Origin of the sequence: Caulobacter endophyticus, from assembly GCF_003116815.1 — a bacterium.
GTDB classification, from domain to species: domain Bacteria; phylum Pseudomonadota; class Alphaproteobacteria; order Caulobacterales; family Caulobacteraceae; genus Caulobacter; species Caulobacter endophyticus.
Window position 1 is genome coordinate 44,153 of the sequence record NZ_QDKQ01000031.1, and the last position, 18,211, is coordinate 62,363.

An 18,211-nucleotide genomic window follows, 5' to 3' on the forward strand; every position below is an offset into this window, starting at 1 on the left:
CCCCGCCCTGCGCCTTCCTGCGGCGACGGGAGCGCCACCGCCGGGCCGCGCCGTCGTCCAACCACCGGAAGACTGTGGGAGACGCCGCCCGTTTGCACCGCGAAAGCGTTGATTTCAAGGTCTATTCGCCAAGCCTTCTCACCTGTTTCAAACTCGTGTGCGAGGCGGCAGGGGGAACGCACAAAAGTGTCTATTTCTAGCCGAGCGCGGCCATGACGACTCCGACCGCCGTGACGGCGCCGGCGACCAGCTGAAACAGGCTCAGCCGCTCGGCGAAAAGGCGTCGTCCGGCCAGGGCGGCCATGGGCATCTCGACCACGCCCACCGCCCTCACCGGCCCCACTGGCGACAGCGCCATGGCCGTGAACCACAGGCCCGAGGCGGCCGCGCCGCAGAAGCCCGCGCCCAGCGACTTGCGCCAGGCGGCCAGCACGGCGACCACGGCGTCGGGATTGCGCACCAGGAGGATCGAGGTCAGCACCGCCGACTGGATAGCCTGCACCACCATCACCGTGACGAAGGCCGAATAGGCCAGGTGCGAGGGATCGAAGGTCAGGGAGGCCTGGCGGAAGCAGTTGGCGCTGAGCGCGAACATCGCGCCCGAGGCGAGGCCGGCCAGCACCGCGCCGCGCTTGAGGGTCACCGCGCCGCGCGGCCAGGAGAGCGCCGCCAGGCCGGCGGTGGCCACCAGGCCGCCGGCCCATTGCAGGGCGGTGATCCTGTCGCCGAACAGCAGCGCGCCCCAGACCAGGGCGAACGGCAGGCCGCTCTGCTGCATGGCCGTGCCCAGAGCGAAGGACGAGCGCTGCATGGCGACCAGCAGGGCCGCCGTGGCCGCCATCTGCAGGCCCGCACCTGCGACGGCGCCCAGCCAGAAACGGGCAGTTAGGTTGGCCTGCGGGTCTTTCGTGACCAGGAAGGCGATCCCGGCGAAGACGATCGCGAACGGCAGGCCGAACAGGAACCGCACGAGGGTGGCGCCCCAAGGGCCCGCCCCGCCCATCACCGAGCGCTGCGCCGCGTTGCGGGCGACCTGCAGGGCCGCGGCGGCGATGGTGATGGGGATCCAGATCATGCCGCTCTTTTCGCCGCCACCAGCACGCCTGAGGCCCAGTCCATGCCCACGATCGCAAAGCGCGGATCACCCGCCAGACGCAGCACCAGGTCGTCGACCCGGGCCTGGTGGCCTTCGGGCCAGTTCGGCTGGGGCGACATGTCGTCGACCACGTAGACGCCGCCCACCTGCAACAGGCGCAGGGCGTCTTCCAGGCCCTCGTACTTGCCCGGCATGGCGTCGGCGAAGATCAGGTCGAAGCCGCCGTCGTTCTGGCCGGCCAGATAGGCCGCGCCGTCCTCGGTGATGAAATCCACGCGCGGGTCCTCGCCCAGCACTTCGCGCGCCACGGCCTGGACCTTGGGATCGTTGTCGACCGTGGCCAGGCGCGCGTCCTCGTCCATGCCGTCCAGCAGCCACGCGGTCGCCGAGCCGGTGCCCGTGCCCATCTCCAGCAGCGCCTTGCGGCCGACGGCGAGCGTGCGGAGCATCTCGCCGATGCGCGCTTCCGACGACATGTCGAAGCCCGCCTCGATGGTGCGCCTGGCGATCTCGTGCCAGCGGGGCGGCGAAGCAACGCTGTTTTCCAAGGTCGAACCCATCGATCGGCTCCTTATGCCGCCCTTACGCCGGCGGCGGGTTTACGAATGGCGCCCTGACGCGGGGCGGCGTCAGAACAGCGGGGTTGGCGCACATAAGCTGCGTTTCCTAACAAGGCGTTCACCATGTCTCTCCATCCGCTCCGTCAAGCCGCTCAGTTTCTGCTGGGCGTCCCGACCGACGGGATCGATCCGACGCTCGACCGTATGCTGGAACTGGCCCAGGCCACGCCGCTGTGCTTCGTGGCGGTGACCGGACCGGACGCGGCCGAGGCCATGGGACAACTATGGCGGCGGGGCTACCAGCGCGTGGAAATCGCCCGCCGGGCCACCTGCGCGGCCGCCGACGAACGCAGCGACGTGCTGCTGGTCGTAGGCTGCCCCACGGCTGACGACATGCGCGCGACCGCGGCCTCGACGCTGGGCCTGCTGCGCCCGGGCGGGGTGATGGTGATCGACGTCGGCGCCCTGGTCGACGCCGAGCAGCGCATAGCCCTGTGCGAAGGCCTCGGGCAACTCGGTCTCGACGTACAGCCGCAGGCGCACCTCGCCGCCGAAATCCTGGCGACGCGCCGATGGGGCTGGCGCAAGGCGGCCTGAACCGCCCCTCCCCGCATCCGTCGAACGCATCGCCCGGCTCGCCCGGGCGATGTCGTTTCAGGATCGGATCAGAAGCCGCTGGCGATAGCCGCCGGGGCGCTCTTTTCCTTGCGGGCGAAGAGGTTGTTGAGGGCGTTGACGTAGGCCTTAGCCGAAGCGGTCAGGGTGTCGGTGTCGGCGGCCGCGCCGGTGGCGATGCGGCCGTCCTCTTCCAGACGCACCGAGACCTGGGCCTGGGCGTCGGTGCCTTCGGTGACGGCATGCACCTGGAACAGGCGAAGGGCGGCGCTGTGCGGCACGATCTTGTGGATGGCGTTGAACACCGCGTCGACCGGACCATCGCCCGAGGCTTCGGCGCTCTTGGCCTGGCCGTCGACGTCCAGGGTCAGCTCGGCCGACTGGCCTTCCGTGCCGGCCACCACGCGCAGGTGCGAGACGCGGATCTTCTCCGAGCCGCGCGCCAGGGCGTCGTCGACCAGGGCGATGATGTCGTCGTCGTAGACGTGCTTCTTGCGGTCGGCCAGATCCTTGAAGCGGCCGAAGGCCTCCTTCAGGGCGTTCTGGCCCAGCTCGTAGCCCAGGTCCTTCAGCTTGGCGCGGAAGGCGTGGCTGCCCGAGTGCTTGCCCATGACCAGGCTGGACGGCGCCTGGCCGACCGATTCCGGGGTCATGATCTCGTAGGTCTCGCGGTTCTTGAGCATGCCGTCCTGGTGGATGCCGCTCTCGTGCGCGAAGGCGTTCTTGCCGACGATGGCCTTGTTGTACTGCACCGGGAAGCCGGTGATGGCCGATACGTAGCGGCTGGCGCGAGTGATGTGGGTGGTGTCGATGCCGGTCTGGAAGGGCAGCTTGTCGCCGCGCACCTTCAGGGCCATCACCACCTCTTCCAGCGCGGCGTTGCCGGCGCGCTCGCCCAGGCCGTTGATGGCGCACTCGATCTGGCGGGCGCCGCCCTGCACGCCGGCCAGGCTGTTGGCCACGGCCAGGCCCAGGTCGTTGTGGCAGTGGGTCGAGAAGATCACCTTGTCGGCGCCCTCGACGTTGTTGACCATCCAGTTGAACAGGTCGGCGTATTCCGACGGGTAGGTGTAGCCCACCGTGTCGGGCAGGTTGATCGTGGTGGCGCCGGCCTTGATGGCGGTTTCGATGGCGCGGCGCAGGAACTGGCGGTCGCTGCGGGTGGCGTCCTCGGCCGACCACTCGACGTCGTCGCGCAGGTTGCGGGCGTGGGTCACCGAACGGGCGATGACGTCGATGACGGCGTCCGGCTCCATCTGCAGCTTGTGCTTCATGTGCAGGTCGGAGGTGGCGATCACCACGTGGATGCGGCCGCGCTGGGTGGGCTTCAGGGCCTCGGCGCAGCGGTCGATATCCACCTGGTGGGCGCGGCACAGGCCGGCGATCGTGCTGTTCCTGACGATCTTGGCGATCTCGTTGACCGACTGGAAGTCGCCGTTCGAGGCGATCGGGAAGCCGGCCTCGATGATGTCGACCCCCATCTCCTCGAGGATCTTGGCCAGCTCCAGCTTTTCTTCCAGCGACATCGAGGCGCCGGGCGATTGCTCGCCGTCGCGCATGGTGGTGTCGAAGATGACGACGTTGTCGCGGCCCGACCCGATTTTGGAGTCAGCGGCGACGGGCGAGATGGGGGCGGTCATGGAGGTGTCTTTCGCGAGGTCCGGAGGGCTGAAGGGCGTTGTCCCCTGAGCGACCGGCCGCGACGATACGTACGCGCGGCTAGACGGACGCCCAGGGGCGGCTAAGCCCCAGCGCAAGGAGAAGAAGGTTGTCGCGTTCGCGGCACATGCGGTTGTATTACCCAACCGCGCGAAATCCAGCAAGCCGTTTGCTCACAACGCGGTCAATTCGCCGCGTGAAGGGCAATAAATGCCCCGAAGCCGATTATTGGTCGGCTTGTTCTTCCTTGGCCTTCAGCCAATTGCGGGCGACCCAACCCGCGCCGATCCAGATCGCGGCCGCCACGACAAGCAGGATGATGTGCTGCACGCCCCCGCCCCGCATCGCCTGCACGATGGTGTTGCCGGCAAACGCGGTCAGGGCGATCTTCGGGATGATGCCGATGGCCGTGCCGGCCACGAAGTCGCGCACCTTCATCGGCGTGACGCCAGCGGCCATGTTGACGACGATGAACGGCGCGGACGGCACCAGGCGTACGATCAGGCTGGCCATGAAGCCGTTCTTGCCGATCAGCTTCATGAACTTGTGCACGCCGTCGCTGGGCAGGCTGGCCAGCATCCTGCCGCCGAACGCCCGGCCGACCCAGAAGCCGACCATCGACGACACCAGCGTGCCGATCCAGCTGTAGGCGAAACCGGTCCAGGGACCGAAGGCCACCACCGCCGCGGCGATCAGCACGAATTGCGGAACGCCCACGAAGGCCAGGGCCGCGAAGGCGCCGACGGCCACCGGCAGGGCCCAGGGGCCGTGCGCGGCGCTCAGCCAGTGCTCGACCGTGGTCTCGCCGTCGAGGCCCAGAAGCTGGGCGCCGAACAGAAAGACGATCCCCACCCCGCCGAACAGCACGAAGGAGACGGCCACCGCGCGCCAGGCGCGGGCGTCCATGTTGGTGAAGAAATCGATGAGACGGCGGATGATCACGGCCCCTGCCTCGCGCATGGCTATCGCGGGGTCAAGCGCCTCGATGGCGTCAAAAGCGTGACCATTGCGCATTCGCGGCGAAAGTTCGCCGTCCAGGCGGGCGCCGGCGGCCGGTTTCACCCGCCGGGTTATTTACGTTGCGATAACGTCGTAGAGCGACGCTACTTATCCACAGGCCTGCAGGGGGACGCGGGCGCTTGGTGAGGAAACGTACGTGAAGACCTTGGCCGTCATCTCGCGCAAGGGAGGCGCGGGTAAAACGACTCTTTCCGTCAATCTGTCGATCGCCGCCCATCTGGCCGGCTGCCGCACGATCCTGGCCGACATCGATCCGCAGCGCTCGGCGTCGGACGTGCTGCGCGGCCGCGAGGCCGACGGGCCCGCCCTGCTGGAAAGCAGCGCCGGCAAGCTGTTCCAGGCCCGCTTCCACGCCGAGCACGAGCGGGTGGACCTGATGCTCATAGACACCCCGGCCTCGCCCGAGGCCGACGTCGTCACCGCCATCAACACCGCCGACCTGTGCATGCTGGTCTGCCGCCCCACCTTCCTCGACATCGCCGCCGTCGCCCGCTCGGCCGAGGCCGTACGGCGGCTGGGCAAGAACGGCCTGATCGTAATCAACCAGGCGCCGGCCAAGCGCGGCGGGCAGGAACCGGCCAGCGTGGTCAAGGCGGCCGAGGCCCTGCGGTTCTGCGGCCTGCCGCTGGCGGCCGTCGGCCTGCGTTCACGCGCGGCCTTCCAGCAGTCGATCGCCCACGGTCGCTCCGTGTTGGAATGGGAGCCCGCCGGCGCCGCCGCCCAGGAGATCGGCCGTCTGTGGGGCCAGGTCGCCGGCCAGTTGGCCCTGCCGGTCGCCGCCCCGACCGCCCGCGCCAGCTGAACCTTGCCCGCCTCGCCCGACGGCGGGCATGGTCGCGGCTCCTGGAGTATTCGGAGTCGCGCATGAACATCCTCGCCGTCTCGGGCAGCCTGCGGGCCGGCTCTTTCAACACCGCCCTCCTCCGCGCCGCGCAGGACCTGGCGCCAGAGGGCGTGTCGATCACCCTGTTTTCGCTGCGCGACCTGCCGTTCTTCGACCAGGACGTCGAGGCCGAGGGCGACCCCGCCGCCGTCGTCGCCTGGAAAGAGGCCGTACGCGCCGCCGACGGCCTGCTGATCGCCTGCCCCGAATACAACGGCGGGATCACCGGCGTGCTGAAGAACGCGGTCGACTGGGCCTCGCGCGGCAAGCCCGCGCCGCTGGCCGGCAAGCTGTGCTGCCTGGTCGGCGCCTCGCCGGGGGTCACCGGAACCGTTCGCGCCCAGGACGCCCTGCGCCTGTCCCTGCGCCGCGCCGGCGCCCGCACCGAACCCCAGGGCGACGTGCTGGTCGGCCAGGTCCACACCAAGATCGAGGGCGGCGTCCTGACTGACGAGCGCACGATCGAGGCGCTGCGCCGACACGTGGCGGAGTTCGCGGAGATCGTGAGGGGCTGAGCCAGATCCCTTCAGAGGTCCTCGTGGCATTCCTTTTCCCTAAAATCCCCGCGAAAGCGGGGACCCAGGCGTTTTATCGTTGAGCGTCCCGCGTTTCAGAAAAAGCCTAGCCCCCCGCTTTCGCGGGGGTTTTACGGGTTGTTGATCGGGTTAATCCCCAGCCCCTACTTCACCTGCGACGGATCGTAGTTGGCCCCGAAGTCCAGCACGAACAGCGGCCCCAGCACCAAGGTCTGCCTGGCCGAGCCCAGGTGCAGCGACACCGCCGCTCCGCCCTTGTCGGCGTCCATCGTGGCGCGGCCGCTGACGGTGTAGATTTTCCACTCGGCGCTATCGACCCTGATGGCCCCGCCCTCGACGATGCCGCCCCACGGCTCTGCCGACTGCTGGACGCGGACATTGGTCACGGTGGCCGTCGGCGCGCCGCCCTCGACCGCCTCGGCCTTGGCCCAGAAAGCCACGGTGATGACGTCGCCCTTGGCGATCTTGCCGTTCACGGCCTGGCTGCCCGACACCCGCCAGGCCGCCGCCGGGTCGGGCGTGGCTACCGCCACCCGCACCCCGCCGCCGCCGACCACGGCCTTGTCCTTGACGTAGGCGTTGGTCTGGCCCGGACCGTAGACGTTCCAGGCCGTCGACGGCTTGTTGATCGCGTACTTCATGATTCCCTCGTCGGCCGCCGTGGCGACCGGCGCGGACAGCGACAGGGCGAGCGCCGCGACGGCGGCACCGAGAATCGTCTTGCTCATGATGGCTTCCCCCTTCCGAAAGGCATGATTTTCCAGTCGCCCGCCGATGCGGACGAACGGCCCTCTCCTTCCCTGGAGGATTGTCGAAAATGCTCCGACCACGTCCCCCGACGCGGGGTTCCGTTGTGCGCGCCACGGAACCTTGTTTTTCGATGTTAGCGGTAGCAAGACCGCCACAACCTTGCAAGAAGCCGCGCTTTCCCGGCGCTCTCGCGTTGCGCCGCGAGGGGGGCGGGCGTAAAGACCGCCGCAATCCTGAAACCGGTCCTTTCCAGGGGAGTCCAAGACAATGTCGCTCGAGTCCGCCGCCCTGCGGCGCATCGCACCTTCGGCCACCATCGCCATCAGCGCCAAGGCGCGCGCGCTGAAAGCCGCCGGTCGCGACGTGATCGCCCTTTCGGCCGGCGAACCGGACTTCGACACCCCGGACAACATCAAGGACGCGGCCATCGCCGCCATCAAGGCCGGCAAGACCAAGTACACCGACCCCGACGGCATGCCCGAGCTGAAGGCGGCCATCTGCGCCAAGTTCAAGCGCGAGAACGGCCTGGAATACAAGCCGAGCCAGGTGCACGTGGCCCCGGGCGGCAAGCCGGTGATCTACAACGCCTTCGTCGCCACCCTGAACCCGGGCGACGAGGTCATCATCCCCGCGCCGTACTGGGTGTCGTACCCCGACATGACCCTGCTGGCCGGCGGCACGCCCGTGTCGGTCGAGACCACCGCCGAAAGCGGCTTCAAGATCACCCCGGCGGCCCTGGAAGCGGCGATCACGCCCAAGTCCAAGTGGCTGATCATCAACAGCCCGTCCAACCCCTCGGGCGGCGCCTATACCCGCGCCGAGCTGCAGGCGATCGCCGACGTGCTGCTCAAGCACCCGCACGTCTGGGTGCTGACCGACGACATGTACGAGCACCTGGTGTTCGACGACTTCGAGTTCACCACCATCGCCCAGGTCGAGCCCAAGCTCTATGACCGCACCCTGACGATGAACGGCGTCTCGAAGGGCTATTCGATGACCGGCTGGCGCATCGGCTACGCCGCGGGTCCCGAGGCGCTGATCAAGGCCATGGGCAAGATGATCAGCCAGACCACCTCGAACCCCTGCTCGATCAGCCAGTGGGCGGCGCTCGAAGCCCTCAACGGCCCGCAGGACTTCATCAAGCCTAACGCCAAGCTGTTCCAGGAACGCCGTGATCTGGTCGTGTCGATGCTGAACCAGGCCACCGGCCTGCACTGCCCGACCCCGGAAGGCGCCTTCTACGTCTATCCCTCGTGCGCCGGCCTGATCGGCAAGACCGCCCCCTCGGGCAAGGTCATCGAGAGCGACGAGGACTTCGCCGTGGAACTGCTGGAAACCGAGGGCGTGGCCGTCGTGCACGGCGCGGCCTTCGGCCTGTCGCCGTTCTTCCGCATCAGCTACGCCACCAGCAACGACGTGCTGGAGGACGCCTGCTCGCGCATCCAGCGCTTCTGCGCCAACGTGAAGTAGGCGTTGGTTAGAGCGCTAGATTGTCGCTCTAGTCCTGCGATCAAAGGGGATCGGCTCGCGCCGGTCCCCTTTTTCGTTTGCAGGACGCAACGACCTTCAGTGCTTCTCGCGCCAGCGGGCCTTGGCGTCTTCCTGGGTCAGACTGAGGTGCACGATCTCCTCGTCGACATGGTCGACCCACGACAGCGGGATCAGGTGGTGCTTCAGGCCGCCGCCGAGATCGAGCTTGGCCAGTTCGATCTCCGTGCCGACCACGTGGTCGACCCGGCCGACGTGCTTGCCGTCGGAGCCCACCACTTCGAGATGCTCGCGAATCTGAGATGCATCCATCATGGACATGTTCTCCCATCGGCGGCGTCCTGGCGGCGCCGCCTTGGCATGGAAACGGCCATCGGCGATCGTTGGTTTCCCGATTGCGAGCCAGGCACGTTCGCCTTACGTTCGCCGGCAGGATCGCAGGCCGAACGGTCCGCCCGGAGACGCGCCATGCTCACCCTGTTCCACGCCCCGCGATCGCGCTCGACGCGCTTCCTCTGGCTGCTGGAGGAACTGGGCGCGCCCTACCACATCGAGAAGGTCGACATCTTCCGCAGCATCAGCGGCACGGGCGCGCGCGATCCGCGCAATCCCCACCCGCACGGCCAGGTGCCGGCCCTGCTCGACGAGGGGGTGCTGGTCACCGAAAGCGCCGCCATCGCCCTCTACCTGACCGACAAGTTCCCCGCCTCCGGTCTCGGCCCGATGATCAGCGACCCGCATCGCGGGCCTTACCTGTCATGGCTGGCCTACTATGCCGGGGTGCTGGAGCCGGCGGTGACCAATCTCTGGAAGCGGCGCCAGGACGATCAGGACAGGGAGCAATACGCCACCCTGGACGAACGCCTGCGCACCACGCTGGAGAAGCAGCCCTGGCTGCTGGGCGAGCGCTTCTCGGCGGCCGATATCCTGTTCGTCAGCCTGCTGCAGTTCGCCCGCCAGATGCTGCCGGCCCACGCCGTCTATGACGACTGGCTGGCCCGCGCCAACGCCCGCCCCGCCCTCGCCCGCGCCCTGGCCAAGGACGACCTGTCTTGAGAAAAGCCGCACTCGCCGCCGTCTTCTTCCTGGCCGCCGCGACGCCAGCCCTTGCCGGCCGCATCGACGCCGTGCTCACCGACGACGCCCTGACCGTCACCGAGGACGGCAAGACCGTGCTGGTCTATCGCACCAAGCCGCTGGACCCGGCCAAGGAGCCGGGCCGTTCCAACTACGTCCATCCGCTCTACGCGCCGGATGGAACGGTGCTGACCGAGGACCGCCCGGCCGATCACCTCCACCAGCGCGGCGCCTTCTGGAGCTGGCATCAGGTGCTGGTCGACGGCAAGAGCATCGGCGACGGCTGGTTCATGCAGGGCCTGACCTTCAACATCCACGACCGCAGCTTCGAAGGCGACGCGGCCGGGCGCGGCAAGCTGACGATCAAGGCCGACTGGCTGGTCAATTCCGGGCCCGAGGTGGTCTATGCGGCCACCGAGACGACCTCGATCATCGTCCACCCGCTGAAGGGGGGCGCGCGGCGGATCGAGTTCGACACGACCATCACCGCCCGCACGGACAGCCTGGCGCTGGGCGGCAGCAACGACGTCAAGGGCTATGGCGGCTTCTCGATCCGGCTGATCCGGCCCGACGCCCTGGTGTTCGGCTCAAACGGCAAGCAGGTCAAAGCCCAGAACGAACCCATCGAGGCCGGCAAGGCGATGGGCTTCGCCTGGCCCGCCGCTCCCGGCGTTCCGGCCTGGACGGTGGGGCTGAGTTGCAAGGCCAATGGCAAGCCAGTCACCCGCTGGATCCTGCGCAACGAACTGTCGATGCAGAACTGCGTCTTCCCCGGTCGCGCGCCCTATGTGATCAAGAAGGGTGAAAGCCTGCGCCTGCAGGAAACCCTCGTCATCCGCCCGGCCAGCAAGCGCACCCCCGCCCCGGCCGCCAAGCCCAAGTCCTAAAGACCCGACCATGGCCGAGATCCTCAACCTCAACCACGCCCGCAAGGCCAAGGCCAAGACCGACGCCAAGCAGGCGGCCGCCGAGAACCGCGCCCGCTTCGGCCGCACCAAGGCCGAAAAGACCCTCGACGCCGCCCGCGCCGACAAGCTGTCGCGCACCCTGGACGGCGCCAAGCGCGAGGACTGATTGGGCGAGCAAGCCGCCGCCCCCTGGCCGCTGCGCGACGCGGCGGTTCGCGCGGCCCCGATCCTGGCGGCCTTCGTGGGCTGGCATGCGTTCTGGAACTGGATCGTCCCGCTGGATCCTGCCTGGTCGCCGCCGCCGCGCGACGAGACAGTGCTGACGATCGGCGTGTTCTCGACACCCACCGACAAGCCCGCGCCGGGCGGCTACGCCTTCGAGACTGTCGACGGCCGTCAGCTTCGCCTGGCCTGCGCGCCGCCGCCGGCGAAATCGGAAACCGCCAGGGACGCCTGCCTGACCGGTGGCGGCAGGTTCGGCGACCACGCCCGGCGCTATGTCGCCGTGCGCTACTACGAATTGCCCGGAACGGCCGGCGCGCCGCCGGGCAGGATCCTGCTCGGCGCCAAGTCTGGCCCCGACTGGCTGCTGAAGCCCGAGGACCAGAAGGCCCGGCTGTCGGCGCAAGCCGAGGCCGACAGGCGCCGGAAGGTTCACTGGCGGACCGCCGCCTCGGCTATCCTGACGCTGCTTGCGGGCTTCATCGCCCTGCGCGTCGTGCGCCGCCTGAGGCGCTGAACCGCGCTCAGCGCGGAACTAGACAGCCCGCCCCTTGGGCAGGCTGTCGCAGCAGCCGACCGCCGGCGAGGCCGGGACCTCGCCCATCCGCTTCCAGGCCGCGATCAGGCGCCCGATCGCCCACACCCAGCCGAACGTGGTTTCCTTATGGGTCTTGTGGAACTCTTCCATGGGCGCATCTCCTGTTTCCCCGTAGCGCTGGGAAGATCGGCGGGATCGAGGCGCGCGACAAACGTGGTTCGTTGAGCTATGGATAAGCCAGACTTATGACTGACATCCTCGCTTCATACTCGCTCGGCGCCATTCGCGCGTTCGAGACCGCCGCCCGGCTGAAGAGCTTCACGCGCGCCGCCGACGAGCTGGGCGTCACCCAGGCGGCCGTCAGCTGGCAGGTGAAGAGCCTTGAGCAGCGGCTGGGCCAGCCCCTCTTCGTGCGCCGGGTGCGCGAGGTCGACCTGACCCCGGCGGGCGAGCGGCTGGCGCGGGCCGCCACGGAGTCCATGGCCCTGCTGCGCGCGGCTCTCTCCGATCTGGTCGAGAGCGACGAAGGCGTGCTGGCGGTAACCACCCTGCAGAGCCTGGCGACGCACTGGCTGGCGCCGCGCCTGGGCGGCTTCCAACTAGCCCATCCAGGATTGGCCGTGCGCCTGGAGACCTCCCACGCAATGCGCGACCTGTCACGCGGAGAGGCGGATCTGGGCCTGCGCAGCGGCGCCGGACCATGGCCGGGCCTGACTAGTCATTTTCTGATGCCGTTCGTACAGGCGCCGCTCTGCTCGCCCGACTTCCTGGCGAGTGCGGGCGGCTTCGAGCGCCCGGCAGACCTGCTGAAGGCGACGCGGATCGGCAATGCGCGGGAATGGGCGATCTGGTTCGAGGCCGCCGGGGTCAGCCCGCCCGACGCCGTCGCAGCACCGCGCCTGGAAGCCGACGCCCAGTCGCTCGAGGTGGCCTCGGCGATGGCCGGCCAGGGACTGGCTCTGGGTTCGCCGATCTTCTTCGCGCCCGACATCGCGGCCGGCCGACTGGTGCAGCCGTTCGACATCGCGCCCAGCTATGGCGGCGGCTACTGGCTGGTCTATCCGGAAGAGCGCAGACGCGTGCGAAAGATCACCGCTTTCCGCGACTGGATCCTCGACGCCGTGGCCACCGACCCGGCCATCGTCAGGTATCCGGCCAGGCTAGCGCCCTGAAAGGTCAGGCGGCGCGCTGGTAGTGCTCGCGCAGATCCTGCGGAATGGCCTGGTAGGTGGCGGGCGGGACGATCCCAAGCATGCGCCGGGCCTCGTCCAGCGGCATGGCGAACAGAGCCGGGTAGTCGACCTCGGGCAGCCAGGCGGCCTTGCGCCCGGCCCGCCAGGCCTCGCGCACCGCCTTGCCGTAGGGCTGGCCGTCCCTGAGGCGGCGGAACTCCTGGGCGCCGGCGAAGGCGATCAGGGCGAAACCCAGGCTGCGCGTCTGGGCATAGGAGAAGGCCACCACGCAGACCTCGCCCAGCGCATCGGTGCCGTAGCCGGTCAGCACGTGCCACACGTCGTGCACGTCGCGCAGGCGGCGGGCGTACCACAAGAGCGGATGGGCTGCGTCCATGTCGGCGTCGGCGACCTTGCGGCTTTCCTCGGCCAGGCCTTCTGCGGTCAGGCCGCGCGGGGCGATGAAGTCGCGATAGGCAGCGCCCACCGTGCCGGGCTGGAACTGGGCCAGCCACGCCTCGTCAGACAGCCAGTCGGCGAACTCCTCGCGGCGATAGGCGATCGCCCCGCCCTGCGGCGTCTTCAGGAGGCGGGCATAGCCGTTGGGGATCGCCCGGCCGGACAGGGCCCGCATCACCTCGAACACCTGGGCCGTGTCCTCCTTGTCGGCGATCAACCGACGGACGGCGCGAAACGCCCGCAAAGGCTGCAGGCGGAAGCTCGCATCGCGGGCGCCCAGCGGAGGACGCGCGGAAGTAGCGTCAAGGACTTGCGCGGCTGTGCTCATCAGGCATGCTCCCGGCGTGGCGTCACTAAAGATGACACGCCGTCATTTTTAATCAAGAGCCGAACCGACGTTCCGCCGGAGAGTTGCGCCGATGGGCAGTTTGAAGAAGCGATCGGTGAACCTGGCGGGCCACGCCACCTCGCTGGCCCTCGAGCCCGAGTTCTGGGCCGCGCTCGAGCGCGTCGCCAAGCAGGACGCCGTCAGCATCGCCGCCCTGATCCAACGCATCGACGCGGGCCGGGGCGAACGCCCCCTGGCCTCGGCCTGCCGGGTCTTCGCCCTGCAACGCGCGGGCGGCTGACCGCAAGGAACCTCCCCTCTGGGGGAAGCGATCGGTAGGGCGCGGAACAGCCGAACCTGCCAACGCAAAGAAAGCTGGCAGCTTCCCCACCGGCCTTTGGCCGCTTCCCCAAGGGGAGATTCTCTCTCCCTATCCCGGCCGCGGCACGGGCGCCGGCAGCGGTTCGGGGTTGGGCGCCGGCATGGTGGGCGGCGCGAGATTCGGCAGCTTCAGTTCGGCGATATCGGGGCGCACGGCCAGCAGGCCCGAGCGCCAGGTCGCGTAGATCAGCAGGGCCACGAGCAGCAGGACCGCCAGCATGGCGGCGCCGCTCCAGGCCCCTTCATGATGATGTTGGTGATGGCGAGCCATGCCCGCCTCCTCTCGTTTGGACCGGCTTCGGCTCAGCCGGGCGCCTTGGGCGCTTCTGGGACCTTCGGCGCTTCGGGCATCTTGGGGGCGTCCGGCAGCTTGGGCGCGCTCGCCGTGATGTCGACGTCCACCGACTTCTTCTGGGTGAGGCCGCCTGAGAAGACCATGAAGCCGATCACCGCCACGACGACCACCAGGGCGCCGACGATGAAGGCCAGGCCGCTGTTGCCCCCGCCCGATTTGCTCTCTTCCGCCATGTTCCTGCTCCTGTTTCGTCCCAGCCGAACAACGGGAGGGTCGCGGCCAGGGTTCCGCAAAGGCCCCTCCGGGGCTTAAGCCTGAAGAAGTTTGTGCTACATATGTTCCCATGTCTTCCGGCTTCGACTCGACCGACCCATTCGGCGACCTCCCCGCTCCGCGCATCTCCGACCTCGCCCGGCCGCAGGCTCCCGCCGGCGGCGGCCCCGCGCCCGACTATCTGAGCGGCCTCAACACCGAGCAGCACGAAGCCGTGGTCACCACCGAGGGCCCGGTCCTGGTGCTGGCCGGCGCGGGCACCGGCAAGACGCGGGTGCTGACCACGCGCCTGGCGCACATTCTCGCGACGGGCCGCGCGCGGCCGTGGGAGATCCTGGCCGTCACCTTCACCAACAAGGCCGCGCGCGAGATGCGCGAGCGGATCACCCACATCATCGGTCCGGAGGCCGAGGGCCTGCGATGGCTGGGCACCTTTCACTCGGTGGCCGCCCAGATCCTGCGCCGCCACGCCGAGCTGGTGGGGCTGAAGTCGAACTACACGATCATCGACACCGACGATAACGAGCGGCTGCTCAAGCAGCTGATCGAGGCCGAGAACATCGACGCCAAGCGCTGGACCCCGCGCATCCTGTCGGGACTGATCGACGCCTGGAAGAACCGCGGGTGGACGCCCGACCGCGTACCGCCCAGCGAGGCCGGCGAATTCGCCAACGGCAAGGGCATCAGCCTCTATCGCCAGTACCAGGAGCGGCTGCGCATCCTGAACGCCTGCGATTTCGGCGACCTGCTGCTGCACAACATCACGATCTTCACCGGCAATCCCGACGTGCTGGCCGACTTCCAGCGGCGCTTCCAGTACGTGATGGTCGACGAGTACCAGGACACCAACGTCGCCCAGTACCTGTGGCTGCGCCTCCTGGCCCAGGGCCGCCAGAACGTCTGCTGCGTGGGTGACGACGACCAGTCGATCTACGGCTGGCGCGGGGCCGAGGTCGACAACATCCTGCGCTTCGAACGCGACTTCCCCGGCGCCAAGGTGGTGCGGCTGGAGCGCAACTACCGCTCGACCGAGCACATCCTGGCCGCCGCCTCGACCCTGATCACTGCTAACAAGGGCCGCCTGGGCAAGACCCTGTGGACGGAGGAGACCGGCGGCGAGAAGGTCAAGGTCAGCGGCGTCTGGGACGGCGAGGCCGAAAGCCGGATGGTCGCCGACGAGATCGAAAAGGCCAAGCGCGCGGGCCGCCGCTACAACCAGATGGCCATCCTGGTGCGCGCCTCGTTCCAGATGCGCGCCTTCGAAGAGCGCTTCGTGATGCTGCAGATCCCCTACAAGGTGGTCGGCGGCCCGCGCTTCTTCGAGCGGGCGGAAATCCGCGACGCCCACGCCTATCTGCGCCTGATCCAGTCGCCCGACGACGACCTGGCCTTCGAGCGCATCGTCAACACGCCCAAGCGCGGCATCGGCGACACCTCTGTGCAGAAGCTGCTGCAGATCGCCCGCGTCGAGGGAATCTCCACGGTCGAGGCGGCCCGGGTGATCATCGGCAGCGACGACCTGCCGGCCCGCACGCGCACCGCGCTCAGCAACTTCATCCGCGACCTCGACCGCTGGCGCGCCCAGATCGGAAACATGCACCACCAGCGGGTGCTGGAGATGGTGCTGGAGGAGAGCGGCTATACCGACGCCCTGCGCCTGGACAAAGGCCCGCAGAGCCAGACGCGCCTCGAAAACCTCAAGGAACTGGTCCAGTCGATGGGCCAGTTCGACAGCCTGGAGGCCTATCTGGAGCACGTGTCGCTGGTCATGGACCTCGACCGCGAGGCCACCGGCGACGCCGTCTGGATCATGACCCTGCACTCGGCCAAGGGCCTGGAGTTCCCGCTGGTGTTCCTGCCCGGCTGGGAGGAAGGCGTGTTCCCCAGCCAGCGCAGCATGGACGACAAGGGCGAGAAGGGTCTCGAGGAAGAGCGGCGCCTGGCGTACGTGGGCATCACACGCGCCCGCGAGGAGGCCCGCATCAGCTTCGTGGCCAACCGCCAGGTCTATGGCCGCTGGACCTCGCAACTCCCCAGCCGCTTCGTCGACGAACTGCCGCTGGAGCACGTCGATGCGGGCTCAGAGACCGGCTATTACGGCGGCGGTCCGGGCATGCAGCAGACGGTCTCGTCGCGCTGGGACGATCCGGGCACCAGCGCCTTCCAGAGCGGCAGCTACGACAGCCCCGGCTGGAAACGGGCCCAGGACCGGGTGCAGCAGACGTCACGCGGCTTCGGCGAGCGCTCGGGCGGCAACACCGCCTGGCGCGGCGGCGGCTCGGCCGCGCGGGCCAAGCCGATCGAGGGCGAAGGCCGGCTGGTGGCCGTCTCGGCCCCGACCAACAGCGCCTACAGCCGCGGCGACCGCGTGTTCCACGTCAAGTTCGGCTACGGCAAGGTCGCCTCGATCGAGGGCAACAAGCTGACCGTCAACTTCGACAAGGCCGGCGAGAAGAAGGTCATCGACAGCTTCGTCGAGAAGGCCTGATGGCGGTGGGGGCGAAACGCGGGATCAATCCCGACAGCCCCCTCGCCCGGCTGATCGCCGGACCCATGCGGCCGGGCCGCCTGGCCTGGATCGGCCTGCGCCCTGCCCGCCGCGCGGCATTGGTCCACGTCGAGCGGGCGGAGGTTACGGTCGAGGCCGGCCTGATCGGCGACCACCATGCCGGCCGCGCCGACGGCCCCCGCCAGGTGACGCTGATCCAGGCCGAGGACCTTTCGGCCATCGCCGCCTTCCTGGGCCAAGCCGGCCCCGCCTCGCCCTTCGACCTGCGCCGCAACCTGGTGGTCGAGGGCATCAACCTGCTGGGCCTCTCCGACAAGCGCTTCAGGGTCGGCGGCGTGTTGCTGGAAGCCACCGGCGGCTGCCATCCGTGCAGCCGCATGAACGACATTCTCGGCGAGGGCGGCTACAACGCCGTGCGCGGCCGGGGCGGCCTCACCGCCCGGGTTATCGAGGGCGGCGAGATTACCGTGGGCGATGCGGTGACGGTCGAGGGCTGAGCCTGTTTTGCCCCTACCTCAGGCCGCGCATGGCCCGATCGAGGTTGTTGGGGTCGTTGGCCACGACGCCGGTGTTGTACTGCGTCGGCCGACCGGTGGAATCATAGACCGTCGACAACACCCCGGGGCCGAACTCGGTCGTCCTGCGATTGTCGACGTTCTCGCCGGCCGCCTGGATCTTGCCGTTGGCGTCGCGGTCCTGCCAGGTCCCCTGCAGCGTGGTGGCCGGCTCGTTGGGACCGACGTCGACATTGACCTCGAAGCCTGCGCCGGCCGGACCCTTGTCGACGCCGATGGCGATCCCCACGCGGTTGATATCGCCGTCCAGTCCCGGCGTGTGGCTGTAGGTCCCTGAAAACAGGCCGCCCAGCGGCGCGCTGACCGAGACCGTGCCGTCGCGCAGGCTGGTCGACACCGGCCCGGCCCCGACCGTGGCGTCCCAGGTCCCCGACAGGCCGGCCGGCCCGCCGAGCTCGACACCGACCATGCCGCCGGCCGCTCCTAGCTGGCCGGTGAAGCCGGCCTGGAAACCTTCCCAGGCGCGGGGCGACATGTCGGGAGCCTGGGTGAATTTCTCGGTGAAGGTGGCCGCCGCCAGGTCCTGCTCGAACTGAGCCTGCTGGAGCGGTCCCAGCTTGTCGGCCACCGCGTCGATGACGGCGGCACGGACGTCCACCGGCGTAGCGGCGACGGCCTGGGCCAGGGCCTGGGTGTTGACGCTGCAGACGGCGCCCAGCGTGCTGACCGCGTCGGCGACCATGGCTTCTGCGGCTTTCTCGGCCGTGGTGCGGCCCGCGTCCATGGCGTCGCGCGCGGCCTCCGCCCGGTCCGCGGTCGAGGCGCCGCCCGTCCCCGAAACGCCTCCGACGCCGGAGGAGCCGCCGCTGTCGTTGGAGTTGTCGGCCATGATCGGACGCCTTTCGTGAACAGGGGCCGTCATTTTGC

23 protein-coding genes are annotated in these 18,211 nt (G+C 69.0%); 12 read left to right on the plus strand and 11 right to left on the minus strand.

Features of this window, described 5'->3' with window-relative positions; translation table 11 throughout:
* Positions 1-196: 196 nt before the first annotated feature.
* Both DDF67_RS07450 and DDF67_RS07455 read right to left on the minus strand, forming a co-directional pair.
* Positions 197-1,075 carry a DMT family transporter gene (locus DDF67_RS07450; protein ID WP_109100265.1) on the minus strand — a complete coding sequence of 293 codons (879 nt, stop codon included), beginning with the start codon at positions 1,073-1,075 and terminating at the stop codon, positions 197-199.
* Positions 1,072-1,656, minus strand: a complete 585-nt coding sequence (locus DDF67_RS07455) for an O-methyltransferase (protein WP_058348482.1) — start codon at positions 1,654-1,656, stop codon at positions 1,072-1,074. The genes DDF67_RS07450 and DDF67_RS07455 overlap by 4 nt, the downstream gene beginning before the upstream one ends.
* 123 nt (positions 1,657-1,779) lie before the next feature.
* On the opposite strand from DDF67_RS07455, the gene DDF67_RS07460 reads away from it, so the two are divergent.
* Positions 1,780-2,253 (plus strand): hypothetical protein, encoded by a 474-nt coding sequence (locus DDF67_RS07460; protein WP_109100266.1) that lies wholly within the window; start codon positions 1,780-1,782, stop codon positions 2,251-2,253.
* A gap of 68 nt (positions 2,254-2,321) precedes the next feature.
* Here the strand turns inward: DDF67_RS07460 and DDF67_RS07465 are convergent, their stop codons facing one another.
* Both DDF67_RS07465 and DDF67_RS07470 read right to left on the minus strand, forming a co-directional pair.
* Positions 2,322-3,911, minus strand: coding sequence for a 2-isopropylmalate synthase (locus DDF67_RS07465; RefSeq protein WP_109100267.1), 1,590 nt, complete (start codon positions 3,909-3,911; stop codon positions 2,322-2,324).
* Between the two features lie 244 nt (positions 3,912-4,155).
* Entirely contained in the window at positions 4,156-4,869 is a 714-nt protein-coding gene (locus DDF67_RS07470; protein ID WP_109100323.1) for a TVP38/TMEM64 family protein, read from the minus strand.
* A gap of 217 nt (positions 4,870-5,086) precedes the next feature.
* Here DDF67_RS07470 and DDF67_RS07475 point away from each other — a divergent pair, with 217 nt between their 5' ends.
* On the plus strand, positions 5,087-5,752 hold the full coding sequence (locus DDF67_RS07475; RefSeq protein ID WP_109100268.1) for a ParA family protein: 666 nt from the start codon (positions 5,087-5,089) through the stop codon (positions 5,750-5,752).
* A gap of 62 nt (positions 5,753-5,814) precedes the next feature.
* A complete protein-coding gene (locus DDF67_RS07480) occupies positions 5,815-6,348 on the plus strand; it encodes an NADPH-dependent FMN reductase (protein ID WP_109100269.1) in 534 nt (177 codons plus the stop codon).
* A gap of 164 nt (positions 6,349-6,512) precedes the next feature.
* Here DDF67_RS07480 and DDF67_RS07485 read toward each other — a convergent pair whose 3' ends face one another.
* A complete protein-coding gene (locus tag DDF67_RS07485; RefSeq protein ID WP_109100270.1) occupies positions 6,513-7,097 on the minus strand; it encodes a hypothetical protein in 585 nt (194 codons plus the stop codon).
* A gap of 289 nt (positions 7,098-7,386) precedes the next feature.
* Here DDF67_RS07485 and DDF67_RS07490 point away from each other — a divergent pair, with 289 nt between their 5' ends.
* Positions 7,387-8,589 (plus strand): pyridoxal phosphate-dependent aminotransferase, encoded by a 1,203-nt coding sequence (locus tag DDF67_RS07490; protein WP_109100271.1) that lies wholly within the window; start codon positions 7,387-7,389, stop codon positions 8,587-8,589.
* Positions 8,590-8,685: 96 nt separating this feature from the next.
* Here DDF67_RS07490 and DDF67_RS07495 read toward each other — a convergent pair whose 3' ends face one another.
* Entirely contained in the window at positions 8,686-8,922 is a 237-nt protein-coding gene (locus DDF67_RS07495; RefSeq protein WP_109100272.1) for a DUF2171 domain-containing protein, read from the minus strand.
* A gap of 153 nt (positions 8,923-9,075) precedes the next feature.
* Here DDF67_RS07495 and DDF67_RS07500 point away from each other — a divergent pair, with 153 nt between their 5' ends.
* The 4 genes from DDF67_RS07500 to DDF67_RS07515 are packed head-to-tail and all read left to right on the plus strand — an operon-like array spanning position 9,076 to position 11,331.
* Positions 9,076-9,663, plus strand: a complete 588-nt coding sequence (locus DDF67_RS07500) for a glutathione S-transferase family protein (RefSeq protein WP_109100273.1) — start codon at positions 9,076-9,078, stop codon at positions 9,661-9,663.
* Positions 9,660-10,571, plus strand: a complete 912-nt coding sequence (locus DDF67_RS07505; protein WP_109100274.1) for a DUF6807 family protein — start codon at positions 9,660-9,662, stop codon at positions 10,569-10,571. The genes DDF67_RS07500 and DDF67_RS07505 overlap by 4 nt, the downstream gene beginning before the upstream one ends.
* Before the next feature lie 10 nt (positions 10,572-10,581).
* Entirely contained in the window at positions 10,582-10,758 is a 177-nt protein-coding gene (locus DDF67_RS07510; RefSeq protein WP_109100275.1) for a DUF4169 family protein, read from the plus strand.
* Positions 10,759-11,331, plus strand: a complete 573-nt coding sequence (locus tag DDF67_RS07515; protein WP_109100276.1) for a hypothetical protein — start codon at positions 10,759-10,761, stop codon at positions 11,329-11,331.
* Between the two features lie 18 nt (positions 11,332-11,349).
* On the opposite strand, the gene DDF67_RS25500 is transcribed toward DDF67_RS07515, so the two are convergent.
* The gene (locus tag DDF67_RS25500) at positions 11,350-11,502 is read right to left on the minus strand and encodes a hypothetical protein (RefSeq protein ID WP_158278012.1); all 153 of its coding nucleotides are present in this window, start codon (positions 11,500-11,502) and stop codon (positions 11,350-11,352) included.
* Positions 11,503-11,597: 95 nt separating this feature from the next.
* Here DDF67_RS25500 and DDF67_RS07520 point away from each other — a divergent pair, with 95 nt between their 5' ends.
* On the plus strand, positions 11,598-12,524 hold the full coding sequence (locus DDF67_RS07520) for a LysR substrate-binding domain-containing protein (protein ID WP_109100277.1): 927 nt from the start codon (positions 11,598-11,600) through the stop codon (positions 12,522-12,524).
* Between the two features lie 4 nt (positions 12,525-12,528).
* On the opposite strand, the gene DDF67_RS07525 is transcribed toward DDF67_RS07520, so the two are convergent.
* The gene (locus DDF67_RS07525; protein WP_109100278.1) at positions 12,529-13,311 is read right to left on the minus strand and encodes a Coq4 family protein; all 783 of its coding nucleotides are present in this window, start codon (positions 13,309-13,311) and stop codon (positions 12,529-12,531) included.
* Between the two features lie 91 nt (positions 13,312-13,402).
* Between DDF67_RS07525 and DDF67_RS07530 the strand changes: the two genes are divergently transcribed.
* Positions 13,403-13,612 carry a ribbon-helix-helix domain-containing protein gene (locus DDF67_RS07530; protein ID WP_109100279.1) on the plus strand — a complete coding sequence of 70 codons (210 nt, stop codon included), beginning with the start codon at positions 13,403-13,405 and terminating at the stop codon, positions 13,610-13,612.
* Between the two features lie 129 nt (positions 13,613-13,741).
* On the opposite strand, the gene DDF67_RS07535 is transcribed toward DDF67_RS07530, so the two are convergent.
* Positions 13,742-13,963 (minus strand): hypothetical protein, encoded by a 222-nt coding sequence (locus DDF67_RS07535; protein ID WP_109100280.1) that lies wholly within the window; start codon positions 13,961-13,963, stop codon positions 13,742-13,744.
* Between the two features lie 32 nt (positions 13,964-13,995).
* On the minus strand, positions 13,996-14,220 hold the full coding sequence (locus DDF67_RS07540; RefSeq protein WP_109100281.1) for a hypothetical protein: 225 nt from the start codon (positions 14,218-14,220) through the stop codon (positions 13,996-13,998).
* 110 nt (positions 14,221-14,330) lie between these two features.
* On the opposite strand from DDF67_RS07540, the gene DDF67_RS07545 reads away from it, so the two are divergent.
* Positions 14,331-16,748 carry a UvrD-helicase domain-containing protein gene (locus DDF67_RS07545; RefSeq protein ID WP_109100282.1) on the plus strand — a complete coding sequence of 806 codons (2,418 nt, stop codon included), beginning with the start codon at positions 14,331-14,333 and terminating at the stop codon, positions 16,746-16,748.
* Entirely contained in the window at positions 16,748-17,266 is a 519-nt protein-coding gene (locus DDF67_RS07550) for an MOSC domain-containing protein (protein ID WP_109100283.1), read from the plus strand. The genes DDF67_RS07545 and DDF67_RS07550 overlap by 1 nt, the downstream gene beginning before the upstream one ends.
* Positions 17,267-17,279: 13 nt before the next feature.
* Here the strand turns inward: DDF67_RS07550 and DDF67_RS07555 are convergent, their stop codons facing one another.
* Positions 17,280-18,173, minus strand: coding sequence for a hypothetical protein (locus DDF67_RS07555; RefSeq protein WP_109100284.1), 894 nt, complete (start codon positions 18,171-18,173; stop codon positions 17,280-17,282).
* Positions 18,174-18,211 lie beyond the last annotated feature (38 nt).

Bases quoted from the DNA above. Each gene is read 5' to 3' on its own strand.
- DDF67_RS07530 (WP_109100279.1), top strand. From the start codon at position 13,403: ATGGGCAGTTTGAAGAAGCGATCGGTGAACCTGGCGGGCCACGCCACC.
- DDF67_RS25500 (WP_158278012.1), bottom strand. From the start codon at position 11,502: ATGGAAGAGTTCCACAAGACCCATAAGGAAACCACGTTCGGCTGGGTG.
- DDF67_RS07510 (WP_109100275.1), top strand. From the start codon at position 10,582: ATGGCCGAGATCCTCAACCTCAACCACGCCCGCAAGGCCAAGGCCAAG.
- DDF67_RS07535 (WP_109100280.1), bottom strand. From the start codon at position 13,963: ATGGCTCGCCATCACCAACATCATCATGAAGGGGCCTGGAGCGGCGCC.
- DDF67_RS07550 (WP_109100283.1), top strand. From the start codon at position 16,748: ATGGCGGTGGGGGCGAAACGCGGGATCAATCCCGACAGCCCCCTCGCC.
- DDF67_RS07500 (WP_109100273.1), top strand. From the start codon at position 9,076: ATGCTCACCCTGTTCCACGCCCCGCGATCGCGCTCGACGCGCTTCCTC.
- DDF67_RS07520 (WP_109100277.1), top strand. From the start codon at position 11,598: ATGACTGACATCCTCGCTTCATACTCGCTCGGCGCCATTCGCGCGTTC.
- DDF67_RS07480 (WP_109100269.1), top strand. From the start codon at position 5,815: ATGAACATCCTCGCCGTCTCGGGCAGCCTGCGGGCCGGCTCTTTCAAC.
- DDF67_RS07525 (WP_109100278.1), bottom strand. From the start codon at position 13,311: ATGAGCACAGCCGCGCAAGTCCTTGACGCTACTTCCGCGCGTCCTCCG.
- DDF67_RS07545 (WP_109100282.1), top strand. From the start codon at position 14,331: ATGTCTTCCGGCTTCGACTCGACCGACCCATTCGGCGACCTCCCCGCT.
- DDF67_RS07465 (WP_109100267.1), bottom strand. From the start codon at position 3,911: ATGACCGCCCCCATCTCGCCCGTCGCCGCTGACTCCAAAATCGGGTCG.
- DDF67_RS07490 (WP_109100271.1), top strand. From the start codon at position 7,387: ATGTCGCTCGAGTCCGCCGCCCTGCGGCGCATCGCACCTTCGGCCACC.
- DDF67_RS07495 (WP_109100272.1), bottom strand. From the start codon at position 8,922: ATGATGGATGCATCTCAGATTCGCGAGCATCTCGAAGTGGTGGGCTCC.
- DDF67_RS07540 (WP_109100281.1), bottom strand. From the start codon at position 14,220: ATGGCGGAAGAGAGCAAATCGGGCGGGGGCAACAGCGGCCTGGCCTTC.
- DDF67_RS07485 (WP_109100270.1), bottom strand. From the start codon at position 7,097: ATGAGCAAGACGATTCTCGGTGCCGCCGTCGCGGCGCTCGCCCTGTCG.
- DDF67_RS07460 (WP_109100266.1), top strand. From the start codon at position 1,780: ATGTCTCTCCATCCGCTCCGTCAAGCCGCTCAGTTTCTGCTGGGCGTC.
- DDF67_RS07555 (WP_109100284.1), bottom strand. From the start codon at position 18,173: ATGGCCGACAACTCCAACGACAGCGGCGGCTCCTCCGGCGTCGGAGGC.
- DDF67_RS07455 (WP_058348482.1), bottom strand. From the start codon at position 1,656: ATGGGTTCGACCTTGGAAAACAGCGTTGCTTCGCCGCCCCGCTGGCAC.
- DDF67_RS07450 (WP_109100265.1), bottom strand. From the start codon at position 1,075: ATGATCTGGATCCCCATCACCATCGCCGCCGCGGCCCTGCAGGTCGCC.